The organism is Marinobacter sp. B-21 (assembly GCF_056857895.1).
In genome coordinates, this window is sequence record NZ_JBSXNZ010000068.1 from 1 (window position 1) to 14,085 (window position 14,085).

29 protein-coding genes are annotated in these 14,085 nt (G+C 54.8%); all 29 read left to right on the plus strand.

What is annotated here, in order from left to right:
- The coding region (locus AC13C0_RS08360) for an EF-Tu C-terminal domain-related protein (RefSeq protein WP_482953788.1) at nucleotides 1-142 on the plus strand (142 nt) is incomplete at its 5' end.
- A 186-nt stretch (nucleotides 143-328) separates the two neighbouring features.
- Entirely contained in the window at nucleotides 329-640 is a 312-nt protein-coding gene (gene rpsJ, locus AC13C0_RS08365) for a 30S ribosomal protein S10 (protein WP_041341420.1), read from the plus strand.
- Between the two features lie 77 nt (nucleotides 641-717).
- The gene (gene rplC / locus AC13C0_RS08370) at nucleotides 718-1,356 is read left to right on the plus strand and encodes a 50S ribosomal protein L3 (protein ID WP_008174858.1); all 639 of its coding nucleotides are present in this window, start codon (nucleotides 718-720) and stop codon (nucleotides 1,354-1,356) included.
- 11 nt (nucleotides 1,357-1,367) lie between these two features.
- A complete protein-coding gene (gene rplD, locus AC13C0_RS08375) occupies nucleotides 1,368-1,973 on the plus strand; it encodes a 50S ribosomal protein L4 (protein ID WP_117619469.1) in 606 nt (201 codons plus the stop codon).
- Nucleotides 1,970-2,263: a 50S ribosomal protein L23 gene (rplW, locus tag AC13C0_RS08380; RefSeq protein ID WP_117619470.1), complete on the plus strand. Its 294-nt coding sequence runs from the start codon at nucleotides 1,970-1,972 to the stop codon at nucleotides 2,261-2,263. Before rplD ends, rplW begins: the two co-directional genes overlap by 4 nt.
- Before the next feature lie 17 nt (nucleotides 2,264-2,280).
- Nucleotides 2,281-3,108: a 50S ribosomal protein L2 gene (rplB, locus tag AC13C0_RS08385; RefSeq protein WP_117619471.1), complete on the plus strand. Its 828-nt coding sequence runs from the start codon at nucleotides 2,281-2,283 to the stop codon at nucleotides 3,106-3,108.
- Nucleotides 3,109-3,131: 23 nt separating this feature from the next.
- Nucleotides 3,132-3,407: a 30S ribosomal protein S19 gene (rpsS, locus tag AC13C0_RS08390; protein WP_007154011.1), complete on the plus strand. Its 276-nt coding sequence runs from the start codon at nucleotides 3,132-3,134 to the stop codon at nucleotides 3,405-3,407.
- A 16-nt stretch (nucleotides 3,408-3,423) separates the two neighbouring features.
- Entirely contained in the window at nucleotides 3,424-3,756 is a 333-nt protein-coding gene (rplV, locus tag AC13C0_RS08395) for a 50S ribosomal protein L22 (RefSeq protein ID WP_048497742.1), read from the plus strand.
- Between the two features lie 11 nt (nucleotides 3,757-3,767).
- The gene (rpsC, locus tag AC13C0_RS08400; RefSeq protein ID WP_048497743.1) at nucleotides 3,768-4,451 is read left to right on the plus strand and encodes a 30S ribosomal protein S3; all 684 of its coding nucleotides are present in this window, start codon (nucleotides 3,768-3,770) and stop codon (nucleotides 4,449-4,451) included.
- Nucleotides 4,452-4,463: 12 nt separating this feature from the next.
- Entirely contained in the window at nucleotides 4,464-4,877 is a 414-nt protein-coding gene (rplP, locus tag AC13C0_RS08405) for a 50S ribosomal protein L16 (RefSeq protein WP_048497744.1), read from the plus strand.
- On the plus strand, nucleotides 4,877-5,068 hold the full coding sequence (gene rpmC, locus AC13C0_RS08410; protein WP_048497745.1) for a 50S ribosomal protein L29: 192 nt from the start codon (nucleotides 4,877-4,879) through the stop codon (nucleotides 5,066-5,068). Before rplP ends, rpmC begins: the two co-directional genes overlap by 1 nt.
- 1 nt (nucleotide 5,069) lies before the next feature.
- Nucleotides 5,070-5,336, plus strand: coding sequence for a 30S ribosomal protein S17 (gene rpsQ / locus AC13C0_RS08415; protein ID WP_008174879.1), 267 nt, complete (start codon nucleotides 5,070-5,072; stop codon nucleotides 5,334-5,336).
- An 18-nt stretch (nucleotides 5,337-5,354) separates the two neighbouring features.
- Nucleotides 5,355-5,723, plus strand: coding sequence for a 50S ribosomal protein L14 (rplN, locus tag AC13C0_RS08420; protein ID WP_007154005.1), 369 nt, complete (start codon nucleotides 5,355-5,357; stop codon nucleotides 5,721-5,723).
- A gap of 17 nt (nucleotides 5,724-5,740) precedes the next feature.
- Nucleotides 5,741-6,061, plus strand: coding sequence for a 50S ribosomal protein L24 (gene rplX / locus AC13C0_RS08425; protein WP_117619472.1), 321 nt, complete (start codon nucleotides 5,741-5,743; stop codon nucleotides 6,059-6,061).
- Between the two features lie 15 nt (nucleotides 6,062-6,076).
- Entirely contained in the window at nucleotides 6,077-6,616 is a 540-nt protein-coding gene (rplE, locus tag AC13C0_RS08430) for a 50S ribosomal protein L5 (RefSeq protein WP_117619473.1), read from the plus strand.
- A 12-nt stretch (nucleotides 6,617-6,628) separates the two neighbouring features.
- A complete protein-coding gene (gene rpsN, locus AC13C0_RS08435) occupies nucleotides 6,629-6,934 on the plus strand; it encodes a 30S ribosomal protein S14 (protein ID WP_048497748.1) in 306 nt (101 codons plus the stop codon).
- Nucleotides 6,935-7,022: 88 nt separating this feature from the next.
- A complete protein-coding gene (gene rpsH, locus AC13C0_RS08440; RefSeq protein ID WP_117619474.1) occupies nucleotides 7,023-7,415 on the plus strand; it encodes a 30S ribosomal protein S8 in 393 nt (130 codons plus the stop codon).
- 9 nt (nucleotides 7,416-7,424) lie between these two features.
- Nucleotides 7,425-7,958, plus strand: coding sequence for a 50S ribosomal protein L6 (gene rplF / locus AC13C0_RS08445; protein ID WP_117619475.1), 534 nt, complete (start codon nucleotides 7,425-7,427; stop codon nucleotides 7,956-7,958).
- Nucleotides 7,959-7,967: 9 nt separating this feature from the next.
- Nucleotides 7,968-8,315 carry a 50S ribosomal protein L18 gene (gene rplR, locus AC13C0_RS08450; RefSeq protein WP_048497751.1) on the plus strand — a complete coding sequence of 116 codons (348 nt, stop codon included), beginning with the start codon at nucleotides 7,968-7,970 and terminating at the stop codon, nucleotides 8,313-8,315.
- Between the two features lie 12 nt (nucleotides 8,316-8,327).
- Nucleotides 8,328-8,828: a 30S ribosomal protein S5 gene (rpsE, locus tag AC13C0_RS08455; RefSeq protein ID WP_008174892.1), complete on the plus strand. Its 501-nt coding sequence runs from the start codon at nucleotides 8,328-8,330 to the stop codon at nucleotides 8,826-8,828.
- Between the two features lie 4 nt (nucleotides 8,829-8,832).
- Complete coding sequence (rpmD, locus tag AC13C0_RS08460) at nucleotides 8,833-9,021, plus strand: 50S ribosomal protein L30 (protein WP_012139786.1); 189 nt, start codon at nucleotides 8,833-8,835, stop codon at nucleotides 9,019-9,021.
- A 1-nt stretch (nucleotide 9,022) separates the two neighbouring features.
- Complete coding sequence (gene rplO, locus AC13C0_RS08465) at nucleotides 9,023-9,457, plus strand: 50S ribosomal protein L15 (protein ID WP_099619750.1); 435 nt, start codon at nucleotides 9,023-9,025, stop codon at nucleotides 9,455-9,457.
- Nucleotides 9,458-9,474: 17 nt separating this feature from the next.
- Entirely contained in the window at nucleotides 9,475-10,797 is a 1,323-nt protein-coding gene (gene secY, locus AC13C0_RS08470) for a preprotein translocase subunit SecY (protein ID WP_117619476.1), read from the plus strand.
- A 30-nt stretch (nucleotides 10,798-10,827) separates the two neighbouring features.
- The gene (gene rpmJ / locus AC13C0_RS08475; protein ID WP_008174902.1) at nucleotides 10,828-10,941 is read left to right on the plus strand and encodes a 50S ribosomal protein L36; all 114 of its coding nucleotides are present in this window, start codon (nucleotides 10,828-10,830) and stop codon (nucleotides 10,939-10,941) included.
- 142 nt (nucleotides 10,942-11,083) lie between these two features.
- Nucleotides 11,084-11,440 carry a 30S ribosomal protein S13 gene (gene rpsM / locus AC13C0_RS08480; protein ID WP_048497755.1) on the plus strand — a complete coding sequence of 119 codons (357 nt, stop codon included), beginning with the start codon at nucleotides 11,084-11,086 and terminating at the stop codon, nucleotides 11,438-11,440.
- 13 nt (nucleotides 11,441-11,453) lie between these two features.
- Nucleotides 11,454-11,843, plus strand: a complete 390-nt coding sequence (rpsK, locus tag AC13C0_RS08485) for a 30S ribosomal protein S11 (protein ID WP_007153992.1) — start codon at nucleotides 11,454-11,456, stop codon at nucleotides 11,841-11,843.
- A gap of 18 nt (nucleotides 11,844-11,861) precedes the next feature.
- Nucleotides 11,862-12,482 carry a 30S ribosomal protein S4 gene (gene rpsD / locus AC13C0_RS08490; protein WP_099619753.1) on the plus strand — a complete coding sequence of 207 codons (621 nt, stop codon included), beginning with the start codon at nucleotides 11,862-11,864 and terminating at the stop codon, nucleotides 12,480-12,482.
- 47 nt (nucleotides 12,483-12,529) lie between these two features.
- Entirely contained in the window at nucleotides 12,530-13,534 is a 1,005-nt protein-coding gene (locus AC13C0_RS08495; protein WP_117619478.1) for a DNA-directed RNA polymerase subunit alpha, read from the plus strand.
- A gap of 33 nt (nucleotides 13,535-13,567) precedes the next feature.
- On the plus strand, nucleotides 13,568-13,966 hold the full coding sequence (rplQ, locus tag AC13C0_RS08500; RefSeq protein WP_117619479.1) for a 50S ribosomal protein L17: 399 nt from the start codon (nucleotides 13,568-13,570) through the stop codon (nucleotides 13,964-13,966).
- Nucleotides 13,967-14,085: the final 119 nt, after the last annotated feature.

A 14,085-nucleotide genomic window follows, 5' to 3' on the forward strand; every position in this document is an offset into this window, starting at 1 on the left:
GGAAATGGTTATGCCGGGTGACAACGTGAAGATGAGTGTTACCCTGATTGCTCCGATCGCCATGGAAGATGGTCTGCGCTTCGCGATTCGCGAAGGCGGCCGTACCGTTGGTGCCGGCGTGGTCTCCAAGATCATCGAGTAATTCGCTCGTTTGGTCCGGGAAAAAGGGGCTGAAGTATCAGCCCCTTTTTCTGTTAAAGCCGCATATGTTACCCAACCGTGTCAATCTGCATGGCAGTTGACACGGTTGGGTATTATGCATACAATGCGGCTCCTTTTTTTGAAGGTCGGCTAACTAGTAGCTGCTACGAGTGGAGTTTGGTGCATCATGCAAAGCCAAAAAATTCGAATCCGGTTGAAGGCGTTTGATTATCGCCTTATCGACCAGTCCACGCAGGAGATTGTCGATACCGCCAAGCGGACCGGCGCTCAGGTGCGTGGGCCTATTCCTCTGCCGACGCGGAAGGAAAAGTACACAATATTGGTCTCTCCGCACGTCAATAAGGACGCGCGCGATCAATATGAAATTCGTACTCACAAGCGTCTGCTCGACATCGTCGAGCCGACGGAGAAGACAGTAGATGCTTTGATGAAGCTGGACCTGGCAGCAGGTGTAGACGTTCAGATCAGCCTCGGCTAATACCTGCCCGGTATCAGTCTGTGTAACTGTCATAAGGCCATAGAGGGTGAGAGCCCCGTACACTTAAGAGGTGAAACATGGCAATTGGTGTTGTCGGTCGTAAGGCCGGTATGACCCGTATTTTTACGGAAGACGGGCAGGCGCTGCCCGTAACGGTAATCGAGGTTGAGCCCAACCGGATTACCCAACTTAAGACTCTTGAAAGCGATGGCTACCGTGCCGTTCAGGTTACTGTGGGTACCCGTCGTTCCTCCCGTGTAACCAAGAGTGAGGCTGGTCACTTTGCCAAGGCGGGCGTTGAAGCCGGTCGTGGTATGTGGGAATTCCGCCTGGCTGATGGCGAAGGTGAAGACCTGGCTGCCGGCGGCGAGATTACGGCCTCCGTCTTTGAAGACGGTCAGGTGGTTGATGCCATCGGACAGTCCAAAGGTAAGGGTTTTCAGGGCGGCGTTAAGCGCTGGAACTTCTCCATGCAGGACGCTACCCACGGTAACTCCCTCTCTCACCGTGCTCCGGGCTCCATTGGTCAGAACCAGACTCCGGGTAAGGTATTCAAGGGCAAAAAGATGGCGGGCCAGATGGGTAACGCACAGGTTACCGTGCAGAACCTGAAAATTGTCCGTGTCGACGCCGAGCGCAACCTGCTGCTGGTAAGTGGTGCCGTACCCGGCGCAACTGGCGGCGATGTTGTCATCAAGCCTGCAGTTAAAGCCTGAGGAGCGGTGCGATGGAATTGACTATTACGGGTAGCGGCAAGGGAATCTCTGTTTCCGAGGCCGCATTCGCCAAAGATTTTAACGAGTCGCTGGTTCACCAGGTTGTTACTGCTTACATGGCAGCTGGCCGCCAGGGTACCAAGGCTCAGAAGACGCGTTCCGAAGTCAGCGGTGGCGGTAAAAAGCCATGGCGTCAGAAGGGCACCGGTCGTGCCCGTGCCGGTACTATCCGTAGCCCGATCTGGCGCTCCGGTGGCGTTACCTTCGCAGCAAAGCCCCGTAGTTTTGAGCAGAAGGTTAACCGCAAGATGTACCGCGCAGCGATGCGCTCCATTTTTTCCGAGCTGGTTCGCCAGGAGCGTCTGGTTGTTGTTGACGACATGAACGTTGACAGCCCCAAGACCAAGGCATTCAACGCCAAGCTGAAGGATATCGGTGTGACCAACGCACTGATTCTGTCCGACAATGTCGAGCAGAATCTGCACCTGGCAGCACGCAACATCCCGCACATTGACGTGCGCGACATTGCTGGCCTGGATCCGGTTAGCCTGGTTTCCTTCGAGAAAGTCGTTGTGACTGTTCCCGCTCTGAAGAAGATCGAGGAGATGCTGGGATGAATCAGGAACGCATTTATCAGGTCCTGCTTGGGCCGCACGTATCGGAAAAAGCTTCTCTGGTGGCCGAGCACGGCCAGGTTGTTTTCCGGGTTGCCCCGGATGCCACCAAGCCCGAGATCAAGAAGGCCGTTGAGCAGCTGTTCAACGTCACCGTAGAAGGTGTTCAGGTTCTGAACCGAAAGGGTAAGCTCAAGCGCACCACCCGCGGGTTCGGCAAGCGTAATGACATTCGTAAGGCTTACGTAAAGCTGGCTGAAGGTCAGGACATCGATTTTCTGGATGTGGAATAAGGTAAAGGGGTCGTAATATGCCGATCGTCAAAACCAAACCAACATCTGCCGGACGCCGTCACGTTGTAAAGCTTTACAACCCGGATCTGTACACTGGGCGCCCTTACGAGCCGTTGGTAGAAAGAAAGAACAAGACGGGTGGTCGTAACAATGTAGGCCGCATTACAACCCGTCACATGGGTGGTGGTCACAAGAAGCACTACCGTGTTATCGATTTCAAGCGGACCAAAGATGGTGTCCCGGCGGTCATTGAGCGCCTGGAATACGATCCTAACCGCTCTGCGCACATTGCACTGCTGAAGTACGCCGATGGCGAGCGTCGTTACATTGTCGCTCCCAAGGGTATGCAGATCGGTGATCCTGTGCGCTCCGGTATCGACGCGCCGATTAAAGTGGGCAGCACGCTGCCGCTCCGGAATATTCCGGTCGGTTCCGTGGTCCACTGCGTCGAACTCAAACCTGGCAAAGGTGCACAGCTGGCCCGTTCCGCGGGCGCATCCGTACAGCTGGTTGCCCGGGAAGGTGCTTATGCCACCATCCGCCTGCGCTCAGGTGAAATGCGAAAGGTGCTTGTAGATTGCCGTGCCACGCTGGGTGAAGTATCCAACAGCGAGCACAGCCTCAAGCAGCTTGGTAAAGCGGGTGCATCACGCTGGCGCGGCAAACGGCCAACCGTACGTGGTGTTGCTATGAACCCAGTTGACCACCCACATGGTGGTGGTGAAGGGCGTACCTCTGGCGGGCGTCACCCGGTTACTCCGTGGGGTGTTCCGACCAAAGGGCATAAGACTCGTAAGAACAAGCGTACTGACAAGATGATAGTACGTCGTCGTTCGGCCAAGTAAACGACTACATAGAGGTAATTGCTGTGCCACGTTCTTTGAAGAAAGGTCCTTTTATAGACCTGCATCTGTTGAAGAAGGTCGAGGCAGCTCTGGAAGCTAATGACAAGCGGCCGATCAAAACCTGGTCGCGTCGGTCAACAGTTTTTCCGGAGATGGTAGGCCTGACCATTGCAGTCCACAACGGCAAGCAGCACGTGCCGGTTTATGTCACCGAAGATATGGTTGGGCATAAACTGGGTGAGTTCGCGGCAACGCGTACTTATCGTGGTCATGCGGCCGACAAGAAAGCTAAACGCTGATTGTGAGGTAATAGAAATGGAAGTAGCAGCCAAGTACAAGGGCGCTCGCCTCTCAGCTCAGAAAGCACGTCTTGTCGCTGACCAAGTACGCGGCAAGGCTGTTGAGGACGCCCTGAACATTCTGACTTTCAGCCCGAAAAAGGCGGCAACAGTCATCAAGAAAGCTCTTGAGTCTGCCATCGCCAACGCTGAGCACAACGAAGGTCTGGACGTTGACGAACTGCGGGTTTCCACCGTGATGGTGGATGAGGGTCCGACGCTCAAGCGAATCAAAGCTCGAGCCAAGGGGCGCGCTGACCGGATTTTCAAGCGCACCTGCCATATCACCGTCAAGGTCGCCGACAAGTAGGAGATGCTCAGATGGGTCATAAAGTAAATCCAACCGGTATGCGCCTGGGTGTGATCAAAGAGCACAACTCAGTCTGGTATGCCGACAAAAAGGAATACGCGAAAAACCTGTTGAATGATATTCAGGTTCGCGAATTCCTCGACAAGCGCCTGGTGAAGGCGTCTGTCAGCAAGATTGTGATCGAGCGCCCTGCTCAGAACGCCCGTATCACGATCCATACTGCCCGTCCCGGTATTGTTATCGGTAAGAAGGGTGAAGATGTTGATCGTCTGCGTCGCGAAGTAAGCGACATGATGGGTGTGCCTGTGCATATCAACATCGAAGAAGTCCGCAAGCCGGACCTGGATGCCCGCCTGGTAGCGCAAAACGTTGCCGGCCAGCTGGAGCGTCGTGTGATGTTCCGTCGCGCTATGAAGCGTGCGGTACAGAACGCCATGCGCCAGGGAGCCAAGGGTATCAAGATCCAGGTAGGCGGTCGTCTCGGGGGTGCTGAAATCGCGCGTTCCGAGTGGTATCGCGAAGGTCGTGTACCTCTGCACACTCTGCGTGCAGATATTGATTACGCAACCTACGAAGCGCATACCACTTACGGCGTAATCGGCGTCAAGGTATGGATCTTCAAAGGTGAGATTCTTGGTGGTATGGAGCAGGTCCGTGCTGACAAGAAAGCCTCTGGGAAGAAAGGTTCTAAGTAAAGGGGCACTCTTATGCTGCAACCAAAACGCACCAAATTTCGCAAGGTAATGAAAGGCCGTAATACCGGTCTTGCTCACCGCGCCAACAAGGTGAGCTTCGGTGAATACGGATTGAAGGCGACCAGCCGTGGGCGTATAACTGCGCGCCAGATTGAGGCAGCGCGTCGTACCATGACTCGTCGCATCAAGCGGGGCGGTAAGATCTGGATCCGGGTCTTCCCGGACAAGCCGATCACCGGAAAGCCGCTTGAAGTTCGAATGGGTAAAGGTAAGGGTTCTGTCGAGTATTGGGTGGCTGAAATCCAGCCAGGCCGCATGCTCTACGAGATGGAAGGTGTCGCCGAAGACGTGGCACGCGAAGCTTTCACGCTCGCTGCGGCCAAATTGCCGGTACAGACCACCTTTGTAACGAGGACGGTGATGTGATGAAAGCAACAGAGCTGCGTGAAAAATCCGTCGAGGAGCTGAACAAAGAGTTGATCGACCTCCTGAAGGAGCAGTTCAACCTGCGCATGCGTAAGGCGACAGGTCAGCTGAATCAGTCTCATCTTCTCGCTAAGGTGAAGCGCGACATCGCTCGCGTGAAAACAGTATTGAATGACAAGGCAGGACAGTGACATGACTGAAGCTACCCAAACTGCCAGAACTCTGAGCGGCAAGGTCGTGAGCAACAAGATGGAGAAATCCATTGTGGTGCTGGTCGAACGTCAGGTGAAACACCCGCTGTACGGTAAGTACATGAAGCGTTCAACCAAGATCCATGCTCATGATGAGAGCAATCAGTGCAACATCGGCGACACTGTGACCATTCAGGAAACCCGTCCGGTCTCCAAGACCAAGAGCTGGGCCCTGGTGGAAGTCACCGAACGTGCATCCAAGGTGTAATTCGCCCGGAGAACAACCATGATTCAGACTCAAACAATGCTTGAAGTCGCGGATAACAGCGGTGCGCGTCAGGTGATGTGCATCAAGGTCCTGGGCGGTTCACACCGGCGTTATGCCAGCGTAGGGGATATCATCAAGGTGACCGTCAAGGAAGCCATCCCCCGCGGTAAAGTGAAGAAAGGCCAGGTCCTGAAAGCTGTCGTGGTGCGCACCCGCAAGGGTGTTCGCCGTCCCGACGGTTCGCTGATCCGTTTCGACGGAAACGCGGCAGTACTTCTGAACAATCAGGACGCTCCTATTGGTACCCGTATCTTCGGACCGGTTACCCGTGAACTGCGTAATGAGAAGTTCATGAAAATTATCTCACTGGCACCCGAAGTACTTTAAAGGACCAGAGGCCGGTTATGAAAAAGATCAAACGAGATGACGAAGTAATCGTCACTACGGGGAAAGATAAAGGCAAACGTGGTAAAGTCCTGAAGGTTCAGGATGATGGCCGTATGGTTGTTTCTGGCATCAATATGATGAAGAAGCACACCAAGCCAAACCCGATGCTGGGCTCCCCAGGTGGCATCGTCGAAAAAGAAGCACCTATCCAGGCTTCCAACGTGGCTATTTTTAATCCGCAGACCGGCAAAGCCGATCGTGTAGGCTTCCAGACCAGGGAAGACGGCGCGAAAGTGCGGATCTTTAAGTCCACGAACGAAGCTGTCGATAACCAGTAAGCGGTGGTGGTTACGATGCTTAACAGTAAAGAGCAGTACAGTAAGGAAGTGGTACCCGCCCTGCAGAAAGAGTTCGGCTACAAGAACGTGATGCAGGTGCCGCGTATCGAAAAGATCACCCTTAACATGGGTGTCGGCGAAGCGGTTGGTGACAAAAAACTGATTGAAAATGCCGTGGCGGATCTTGAGCGCCTGGCAGGTCAGAAAGTGGTTGTTACCAAGGCACGTAAATCCGTTGCGGGTTTCAAGATCCGCGAAGGTTGGCCTATCGGTTGTAAAGTTACCCTGCGTGGCGAACGTATGTGGGATTTCTTTGATCGCCTGGTTCACATTGCGGTTCCCCGCATTCGTGACTTCCGGGGTCTGAATCCCAAGTCGTTCGACGGTCGTGGTAACTACAGCATGGGTGTGCGTGAGCAGATCATTTTCCCCGAGATCGAGTACGACAGAGTCGACAAGATCCGTGGTCTGGACATCACCATTACCACCACTGCCGGTACCGACGATGAAGGTCGCGAACTGTTGAAAGCCTTTGGCTTTCCGTTCAAGAAATAAGGAACGAGTGTAATGGCTAAGGTTTCCATGAAGAACCGTGAGCTCAAGCGCGAGCAGACTGTTGCGAAATTTGCAGCAAAGCGTGCTGAACTCAAGGCGATTATCAAGAACCCGAATACCAGCGATGATGACCGTTGGAATGCACAGATGAAGCTTCAGCAGCTTCCTCGCGATGCGTCCCCTTCGCGTCTTCGTAATCGTTGCCAGGTGACTGGTCGGCCGCACGGCGTTCTGCGCAAGTTCGAGCTTTCACGGATCAAACTCCGTGAATACGGCATGCGTGGTGACGTTCCGGGCCTGACCAAGGCAAGCTGGTAAGATAGGTACCCTGACTCCGGTCAGGTGCCTGTTGGTAAGCGGTGCGGCACGCCGCTGCACAACTAAAAAGATCAGGAGCCTCATACCAATGAGTATGCAAGACACGCTTGCGGATATGTTCACTCGTATCCGTAATGCACAGATGGCATCAAAAGCAGACGTTGCGATGCCGTCTTCAAAGATGAAGATCTCCGTAGCCCAGGTCCTTAAGGATGAAGGTTACGTTGACGATTTTTCCGTTTCAGCCGACGCGAAGCCCGAGCTGACGATCACTCTGAAGTACTTCGGTGGCAAGCCGGTTATTGAAGAGATCAAGCGGGTCAGCCGTCCGAGTCTGCGCCAGTACAAAGGCGCTGGGGAACTGCCGAAAGTATCCGGTGGTCTGGGAGTCGCGATTGTCTCAACGTCCAAGGGCGTTATGACAGACCGCGCCGCACGTGCTGCTGGCGTGGGTGGCGAAGTCATCTGCACCGTATTCTAGGAGAACCACATGTCCAGGGTTGCCAATAATCCTGTCGTGCTGCCTTCCGGTGTTGAGGTTAAGCTGAACGGACAGGAAATCAATGTGAAGGGCTCCAAGGGAGCGCTTCAAATCACCATTCACCAGGCGGTTGAAGTAAAGCAGGAAGAAAATGTTCTGCGCTTTGCGGCTCGCGATGGTGCTAAACAGTCCCGCGCTCTTGCTGGTACTACTCGTGCACTGGTCAACAACATGGTGACCGGTGTCTCCACAGGCTGGGAACGTAAACTTCAGCTGACGGGCGTAGGTTACCGTGCCCAGGCGCAAGGTAAGAAGCTCAACCTGACACTGGGTTTTTCGCACCCGGTCGAGTATGAGCTGCCCGAGGGGATTACCGCAGAAACTCCGTCCAATACGGAAGTTGTGATTCGCGGTATCGACAAGCAACAGGTTGGCCAGGTCGCTGCGGAAGTCCGCGCGTTCCGTCCGCCCGAGCCTTATAAGGGCAAGGGTGTTCGTTATGCGGATGAGCAGGTCAGACGCAAAGAAGCCAAGAAGAAATAAGGCGGGACTATGAGCGCGAATAACGAAAGATTGCGTCGCGCACGCAAAGTGCGCATGAAGATCCGTGAGCTGGGTACCAATCGCCTGTGCGTGCATCGCACACCGCGTCACATGTACGCCCAGGTCACGACTGCAGATGGCAGCAAGGTTATTGCCACTGCCTCCACGTTGGATAAGGAACTGCGCCAGGGTGCAACCGGTAACGTGGACGCTGCCAAGAAGGTCGGTCAGTTGATTGCTGAGCGTGCCAAGGCGGCAGGTGTTGAGCAGGTTGCTTTTGACCGCTCCGGTTACCGTTATCACGGCCGTGTCCAGGCGTTGGCCGACGCAGCCCGTGAAGCTGGCTTGCAATTCTAAGAGGTGGAGAAGATGAGCGTTAACGAACAGAAGGCGCCTGAGCTCCAGGAGAAGCTGGTTCAGGTCAATCGCGTCGCCAAGGTGGTTAAAGGCGGCCGTATTTTCGCCTTCACCGCACTGACTGTAGTGGGTGATGGTAAAGGTCGCGTTGGTTTCGGTCGTGGCAAGGCGCGTGAAGTGCCGGTTGCTATCCAGAAGGCCATGGAAGCTGCACGCAAAAACATGGTAGAGGTTCCGCTGGACGGCACCACTCTGCAATACCCGGTCAAGGCTCAGCATGGCGGCTCCAAGGTCTACATGCAGCCGGCGTCCGAAGGTACTGGTATCATCGCCGGCGGTGCGATGCGTGCGGTACTGGAAGTTGCGGGTGTTCAGAACGTACTGTCCAAGTGTTACGGGTCTACCAACCCGGTGAACGTTGTACGTTCCACCATCAAGGGTCTCCAGGCGACACAGGCGCCTGAAGATATTGCAGCCAAGCGCGGTAAGACCGTGGAAGAGATTCTGGGTTGAAGTCATGGCGAACGCAAAAACGATCAAAGTAACTCTGACCCGCAGCCCCATCGGCTGCCAGCCCAAGCACAAACTGTGTGTGAAGGGCCTGGGTCTTCGTAAAATCGGTCACACCGTGGAAGTGGAAGATACACCTTCCATCCGCGGCATGATCAACCGGGTTGATTACCTGGTTCGGGTTGAGGAGAACTAAGATGCGTCTGAACGAACTTAGTCCAGAACCCGGTTCACGTCCGGCCGCCAGGCGCGTTGGTCGTGGTATCGGTAGTGGTCTCGGTAAAACCGGTGGTCGCGGTCACAAGGGTCTGAAGGCCCGGTCCGGCGGCAGCGTAGCACCTGGTTTTGAGGGCGGTCAGCAGCCGTTGGCCCGTCGTCTGCCGAAGTTCGGCTTCACGTCTCGCCAGCAGCGTTATGTTGCCGAAATTCGCCTGAACGAACTGGCGAAGGTCGAAGGCGATGTGGTTGATCTCGAAGCCCTGAAGAAGGCAGATATCATTCGTGAAGAAATTCGCGAAGCCAAGGTTATCCTGTCCGGTGAACTGAGCCGTGCGGTAACCGTCAAGGGACTTCGGGTAACCAAAGGCGCGCGCGAGGCAATTTCTGCCGCGGGTGGTAAAGTCGAAGACTAAGGCGAGTCGAGGACTAAATGGCCAAGAACGCATCATTGCCTGCGGGCGCGGGTAAAGGACTGGCAGAGCTGCGATCGCGGCTCTGGTTTGTCTTCCTGGCATTGCTGGTGTACCGGATCGGTGCCCACATTCCGGTGCCGGGTATCAACCCGGACCGTCTGGCGGCATTGTTTGAGCAGAATCAGGGCACAATCCTGAGTATGTTCAACATGTTTTCCGGTGGTGCGCTTGAGCGCATGAGTATCTTCGCTCTCGGTATCATGCCGTATATCTCGGCCTCGATTATCATGCAGCTCATGACTGCGGTCAGTCCGCAGCTTGAGCAGCTGAAGAAAGAGGGCGAAGCTGGTCGGCGCAAGATCAGCCAGTACACGCGGTATGGTACGGTTATCCTCGCCCTGGTTCAGGGCGCTGGTATCTCTGTCGGTCTGGCATCGCAGGGTGTCACTTTCAATGATAGCTTCAGCTTCCACTTTGTGGCAGTTGTGTCCTTTGTCAGTGGCGCGGTGTTCATGATGTGGCTGGGTGAGCAGATCACCGAGCGCGGCGTAGGCAACGGCATTTCACTGTTGATTTTCGCAGGAATCGTGGCCGGCCTGCCCGGAGCAATCGGTCAGACGTTGGAACAGGCGCGGAACGGTGAGATGAGCCTGCTGGTGGTTCTTGGTATTGGCGTTCTGGCGATTGCTGTGATTGGCTTTGTGGTCTTTATGGAGCGTGGGCAGCGTCGGCTGACCATTAACTATGCCAAGCGGCAACAGGGTCGTCGGGTGTTCGCCCAGCAATCCAGTCACTTGCCGCTCAAGGTGAACATGGCCGGTGTTATTCCGCCCATCTTTGCGTCTTCCATCCTGCTGTTCCCGGCGTCGATCGGCCAGTGGTTTGGTCAGGGCGAGGGCATGGAATGGCTCAGCGATGTGTCGCAGGCGCTTGCTCCCAGCCAGCCGTTGTACATTATTCTGTTTGCAGCAGCAGTGGTCTTTTTCTGCTTCTTCTACACAGCCCTGATGTATAACCCGAAAGAAGTTGCGGATAACCTCAAGCGCTCTGGCGCATTTATTCCGGGCATCCGTCCTGGTGATCAGACCGCCAAGTATATTGATGGTGTGCTGACCCGCCTGACGTTGTTCGGTGCAATGTACATTGCAGCAGTGTCCCTGTTTCCTCAGTTCCTGATGGTGGCCGGGAATGTACCGTTCTATCTGGGTGGTACCTCACTGCTGATTGTTGTAGTCGTGGTGATGGATTTCATGGCGCAGGTTCAGTCGCACCTGATGTCCCATCAGTATGAATCGCTGATGAAGAAATCCAATCTCAAGGGCTATGGTCGGAACGGTTAATCCCGTTCCCCTTGAAAACTGGAGTCGACAATGAAAGTACGCGCTTCGGTAAAGAAAATTTGCCGTAACTGCAAAGTAATTCGTCGCAATGGCTCGGTACGGGTCATTTGCTCGGAGCCTCGTCACAAGCAACGCCAGGGCTGATCCGCATCGGATCCGGAACTGACATTGTAGAGGGTACGAATAATAGCGCTTGACCCCAGCCGGGGTCAGGCGCTATTATTTCGCGCCCTTTTATAGTGGCGGAAAATTCACACAGCAAAGCTTTGAACGCGGAGTAATTTGGATGGCACGTATAGCCGGTGTCAATATACCCGATCACAAACATGCTGTTATCTCGCTGACCTACATCTTTGGTGTTGGCAAGACAACAGCCCAGAAGCTTTGCGACGCAACCGGTGTCAAGCCGGACGTCAAGGTCAAGGACCTGAGCGACGAGCAGCTTGAAGCACTTCGTACTGAAGTGGGCAAGGTGTCTGTCGAAGGCGATCTGCGTCGTGAAGTACAGATGAACATTAAGCGTTTGAAGGATCTCGGATGTCACCGTGGTCTGCGTCATCGTCATGGCCTTCCGGTCCGTGGCCAGCGCACCAAGACCAACGCACGCACCCGTAAAGGTCCTCGCAAACCTATTCGTAAGTAACAGGTAGGCAATCATGGCAAAGCCAGGTACACGTACCCGTAAAAAGGTGAAAAAGACGGTTGTTGATGGCGTCGCGCACATTCACGCGTCCTTCAACAACACTATCGTGACCATTTCTGACCGTCAGGGCAACGTCCTGTCCTGGGCCACCTCCGGTGGTTCCGGTTTCCGTGGGTCACGCAAGAGTACACCTTTTGCTGCGCAGGTAGCAGCTGAAAGAGCCGGTAATGCGGCTGCTGAATACGGCCTTAAAAACCTGGACGTAGAGGTTAAGGGTCCTGGGCCCGGACGTGAATCTGCAGTTCGCGCGCTGAACGCGTGTGGCTACAAGATCACCAACATCACAGATGTGACGCCGATTCCCCATAACGGCTGTCGTCCGCCCAAAAAGCGCCGCGTCTAACACAGGAGACAGTGAATTATGGCTCGTTATATAGGCCCGAAGTGCAAGCTGTCTCGTCGTGAAGGGACAGATCTTTTTCTGAAGAGCGGTGTTCGCGCGCTCGATTCAAAGTGTAACATCGAGACTCCGCCGGGTATGCACGGCGCGCGTCGCGGTCGTCTGTCCGAGTACGGCGTACAGCTTCGTGAAAAGCAGAAAGTTCGTCGTATCTACGGCGTACTGGAGAAGCAGTTCCGCAACTACTATAAAGAGGCAGCCCGAATCAAAGGTGCAACCGGTGAAAACCTGCTGCAGCTTCTGGAAGGCCGCCTGGATAACGTTGTATACCGCATGGGCTTTGGTTCTACCCGTGCAGAGTCCCGTCAGCTCGTTTCTCACAAAGCCATCCTGGTAAACGACAAGGTAGTGAATATCGCTTCCTATCAGGTCAAGCCGGGTGATGTTGTGAGTGTGCGTGAGAAGGCCAGAAACCAGCTGCGTGTCAAAGGCGCACTGGATCTGTCTGCAAGTCGTGCACCGGTGAGCTGGGTAGAGGTCGACGCCAACAAGATGTCCGGCGTTTACAGGTCAGTACCCGAGCGTACTGAATTGCCGGCCGACATCAACGAGAACCTCATCGTCGAGCTTTACTCCAAGTAAAGCCTGATTTGCAACGTAAGTAGCAACGATAGCAGATAGGGGCGTCTATGCAGCGTTCAGTACATGAGTTATTGACACCTCGTACCATTGACGTGAAGGAATCAAGCGCCACACGTGCCAAGGTTACGCTTGAGCCTCTGGAAAGGGGCTTTGGTCATACCCTGGGTAGTGCACTGCGCCGGATTCTCTTGTCTTCGATGCCGGGCTGCGCCGTGACTGAAGCGCAGATCGGCGGTGTCCTGCACGAGTACAGTGCCATTGAGGGTGTCCAGGAAGACGTGATTGAGATTCTTCTGAATCTCAAGGGCGTCGCCGTAAAAATGCACGGTCGGGACGATGCCGAGCTTACGCTCAGCAAGAAAGGCCCGGGCGTTGTGACAGCCGGTGATATCAAGCTGGATCATGATGTCGAGATTGCTAACCCGGAGCACGTGATCTGTCACCTTAGCGAGAAAGGTGAAGTGAACATGCGGCTCCGCGTTGCCCGTGGTCGCGGCTATGAGCCGGCAGACCAGCGTGGTCTTGACGAGGACGAAACTCGTGCCATCGGACGCCTGCAGCTGGATGCAACGTTCAGCCCGGTTCGTCGTGTGGCTTATGCCGTGGAAAGTGCACGGGTAGAGCAGCGGACCGATCTGGACAAGCTGGTTATTGACCTGGAGACCAATGGCACCATCGACCCGGAAGAAGCAATTCGCCGGGCGGCTACCATTCTCCAGCAGCAACTGGCGGTGTTCGTCGATTTCGATCATGAGAAAGAACCCGAGCGCGTTGAAGAAGAGGAAGAAATCGATCCGATTCTGCTGCGCCCGGTTGATGATCTGGAGTTGACAGTGCGTTCAGCTAACTGCTTGAAGGCTGAGAACATTTACTACATCGGCGATCTTATCCAGCGCACAGAAGTTGAGCTGTTGAAGACGCCTAACCTTGGTAAAAAGTCGCTGACCGAGATCAAGGACGTTCTGGCGTCCCGTGGTCTGTCATTGGGTATGCGTCTTGATAACTGGCCACCGGCTAGCCTTCGTGGCGACGACCGGGTTCTGGGCGGTTAATCGCCGATTGGTTTAAGGTAAGGAATCAGAGCAATGCGTCATCGTAAGAGTGGTCGTAAGTTCAGCAGGACCAGTGCGCATCGCAAGGCCATGTTCCGTAACATGACTGCGTCACTGGTTGAACACGAGCTGATCAAAACAACGCTGCCGAAAGCCAAAGAGCTTCGCCGGGTAGCTGAGCCTTTGATCACGCTTTCCAAGAATGATTCGGTCGCGAATCGTCGTCTGGCGTTCTCACGCCTGCGCGACGATGCAGCGGTTGCCAAGCTGTTTGGTGAGCTTGGTCCCCGTTACAGCGAGCGTCCGGGTGGATACCTTCGTATCCTGAAGTGCGGTTTCCGTGCCGGCGACAATGCCCCCATGGCATTTGTTGAGCTGGTTGGTCGCCCACTGGATATTGAGGCGGAAGAAGTGGACGAAGACGAGGATTAATCGCCTCGGCTTGGTTCGAAAAAACCGGAAGGGTCAAGTCTTCCGGTTTTTTTGTGCCTGGAATGAAAAAGGGGTCAGATGAAAGCTTTCATCTGACCCCGTGTTTGCCCGTGACAGCG

What these genes read in the sequence shown, in the direction of transcription:
- rpsJ (WP_041341420.1), top strand. Translation starts at nt 329, where the DNA reads ATGCAAAGCCAAAAAATTCGAATCCGGTTGAAGGCGTTTGATTATCGC.
- rplC (WP_008174858.1), top strand. Translation starts at nt 718, where the DNA reads ATGGCAATTGGTGTTGTCGGTCGTAAGGCCGGTATGACCCGTATTTTT.
- rplD (WP_117619469.1), top strand. Translation starts at nt 1,368, where the DNA reads ATGGAATTGACTATTACGGGTAGCGGCAAGGGAATCTCTGTTTCCGAG.
- rplW (WP_117619470.1), top strand. Translation starts at nt 1,970, where the DNA reads ATGAATCAGGAACGCATTTATCAGGTCCTGCTTGGGCCGCACGTATCG.
- rplB (WP_117619471.1), top strand. Translation starts at nt 2,281, where the DNA reads ATGCCGATCGTCAAAACCAAACCAACATCTGCCGGACGCCGTCACGTT.
- rplV (WP_048497742.1), top strand. Translation starts at nt 3,424, where the DNA reads ATGGAAGTAGCAGCCAAGTACAAGGGCGCTCGCCTCTCAGCTCAGAAA.
- rpsC (WP_048497743.1), top strand. Translation starts at nt 3,768, where the DNA reads ATGGGTCATAAAGTAAATCCAACCGGTATGCGCCTGGGTGTGATCAAA.
- rplP (WP_048497744.1), top strand. Translation starts at nt 4,464, where the DNA reads ATGCTGCAACCAAAACGCACCAAATTTCGCAAGGTAATGAAAGGCCGT.
- rpmC (WP_048497745.1), top strand. Translation starts at nt 4,877, where the DNA reads ATGAAAGCAACAGAGCTGCGTGAAAAATCCGTCGAGGAGCTGAACAAA.
- rpsQ (WP_008174879.1), top strand. Translation starts at nt 5,070, where the DNA reads ATGACTGAAGCTACCCAAACTGCCAGAACTCTGAGCGGCAAGGTCGTG.
- rplN (WP_007154005.1), top strand. Translation starts at nt 5,355, where the DNA reads ATGATTCAGACTCAAACAATGCTTGAAGTCGCGGATAACAGCGGTGCG.
- rplX (WP_117619472.1), top strand. Translation starts at nt 5,741, where the DNA reads ATGAAAAAGATCAAACGAGATGACGAAGTAATCGTCACTACGGGGAAA.
- rplE (WP_117619473.1), top strand. Translation starts at nt 6,077, where the DNA reads ATGCTTAACAGTAAAGAGCAGTACAGTAAGGAAGTGGTACCCGCCCTG.
- rpsN (WP_048497748.1), top strand. Translation starts at nt 6,629, where the DNA reads ATGGCTAAGGTTTCCATGAAGAACCGTGAGCTCAAGCGCGAGCAGACT.
- rpsH (WP_117619474.1), top strand. Translation starts at nt 7,023, where the DNA reads ATGAGTATGCAAGACACGCTTGCGGATATGTTCACTCGTATCCGTAAT.
- rplF (WP_117619475.1), top strand. Translation starts at nt 7,425, where the DNA reads ATGTCCAGGGTTGCCAATAATCCTGTCGTGCTGCCTTCCGGTGTTGAG.
- rplR (WP_048497751.1), top strand. Translation starts at nt 7,968, where the DNA reads ATGAGCGCGAATAACGAAAGATTGCGTCGCGCACGCAAAGTGCGCATG.
- rpsE (WP_008174892.1), top strand. Translation starts at nt 8,328, where the DNA reads ATGAGCGTTAACGAACAGAAGGCGCCTGAGCTCCAGGAGAAGCTGGTT.
- rpmD (WP_012139786.1), top strand. Translation starts at nt 8,833, where the DNA reads ATGGCGAACGCAAAAACGATCAAAGTAACTCTGACCCGCAGCCCCATC.
- rplO (WP_099619750.1), top strand. Translation starts at nt 9,023, where the DNA reads ATGCGTCTGAACGAACTTAGTCCAGAACCCGGTTCACGTCCGGCCGCC.
- secY (WP_117619476.1), top strand. Translation starts at nt 9,475, where the DNA reads ATGGCCAAGAACGCATCATTGCCTGCGGGCGCGGGTAAAGGACTGGCA.
- rpmJ (WP_008174902.1), top strand. Translation starts at nt 10,828, where the DNA reads ATGAAAGTACGCGCTTCGGTAAAGAAAATTTGCCGTAACTGCAAAGTA.
- rpsM (WP_048497755.1), top strand. Translation starts at nt 11,084, where the DNA reads ATGGCACGTATAGCCGGTGTCAATATACCCGATCACAAACATGCTGTT.
- rpsK (WP_007153992.1), top strand. Translation starts at nt 11,454, where the DNA reads ATGGCAAAGCCAGGTACACGTACCCGTAAAAAGGTGAAAAAGACGGTT.
- rpsD (WP_099619753.1), top strand. Translation starts at nt 11,862, where the DNA reads ATGGCTCGTTATATAGGCCCGAAGTGCAAGCTGTCTCGTCGTGAAGGG.
- AC13C0_RS08495 (WP_117619478.1), top strand. Translation starts at nt 12,530, where the DNA reads ATGCAGCGTTCAGTACATGAGTTATTGACACCTCGTACCATTGACGTG.
- rplQ (WP_117619479.1), top strand. Translation starts at nt 13,568, where the DNA reads ATGCGTCATCGTAAGAGTGGTCGTAAGTTCAGCAGGACCAGTGCGCAT.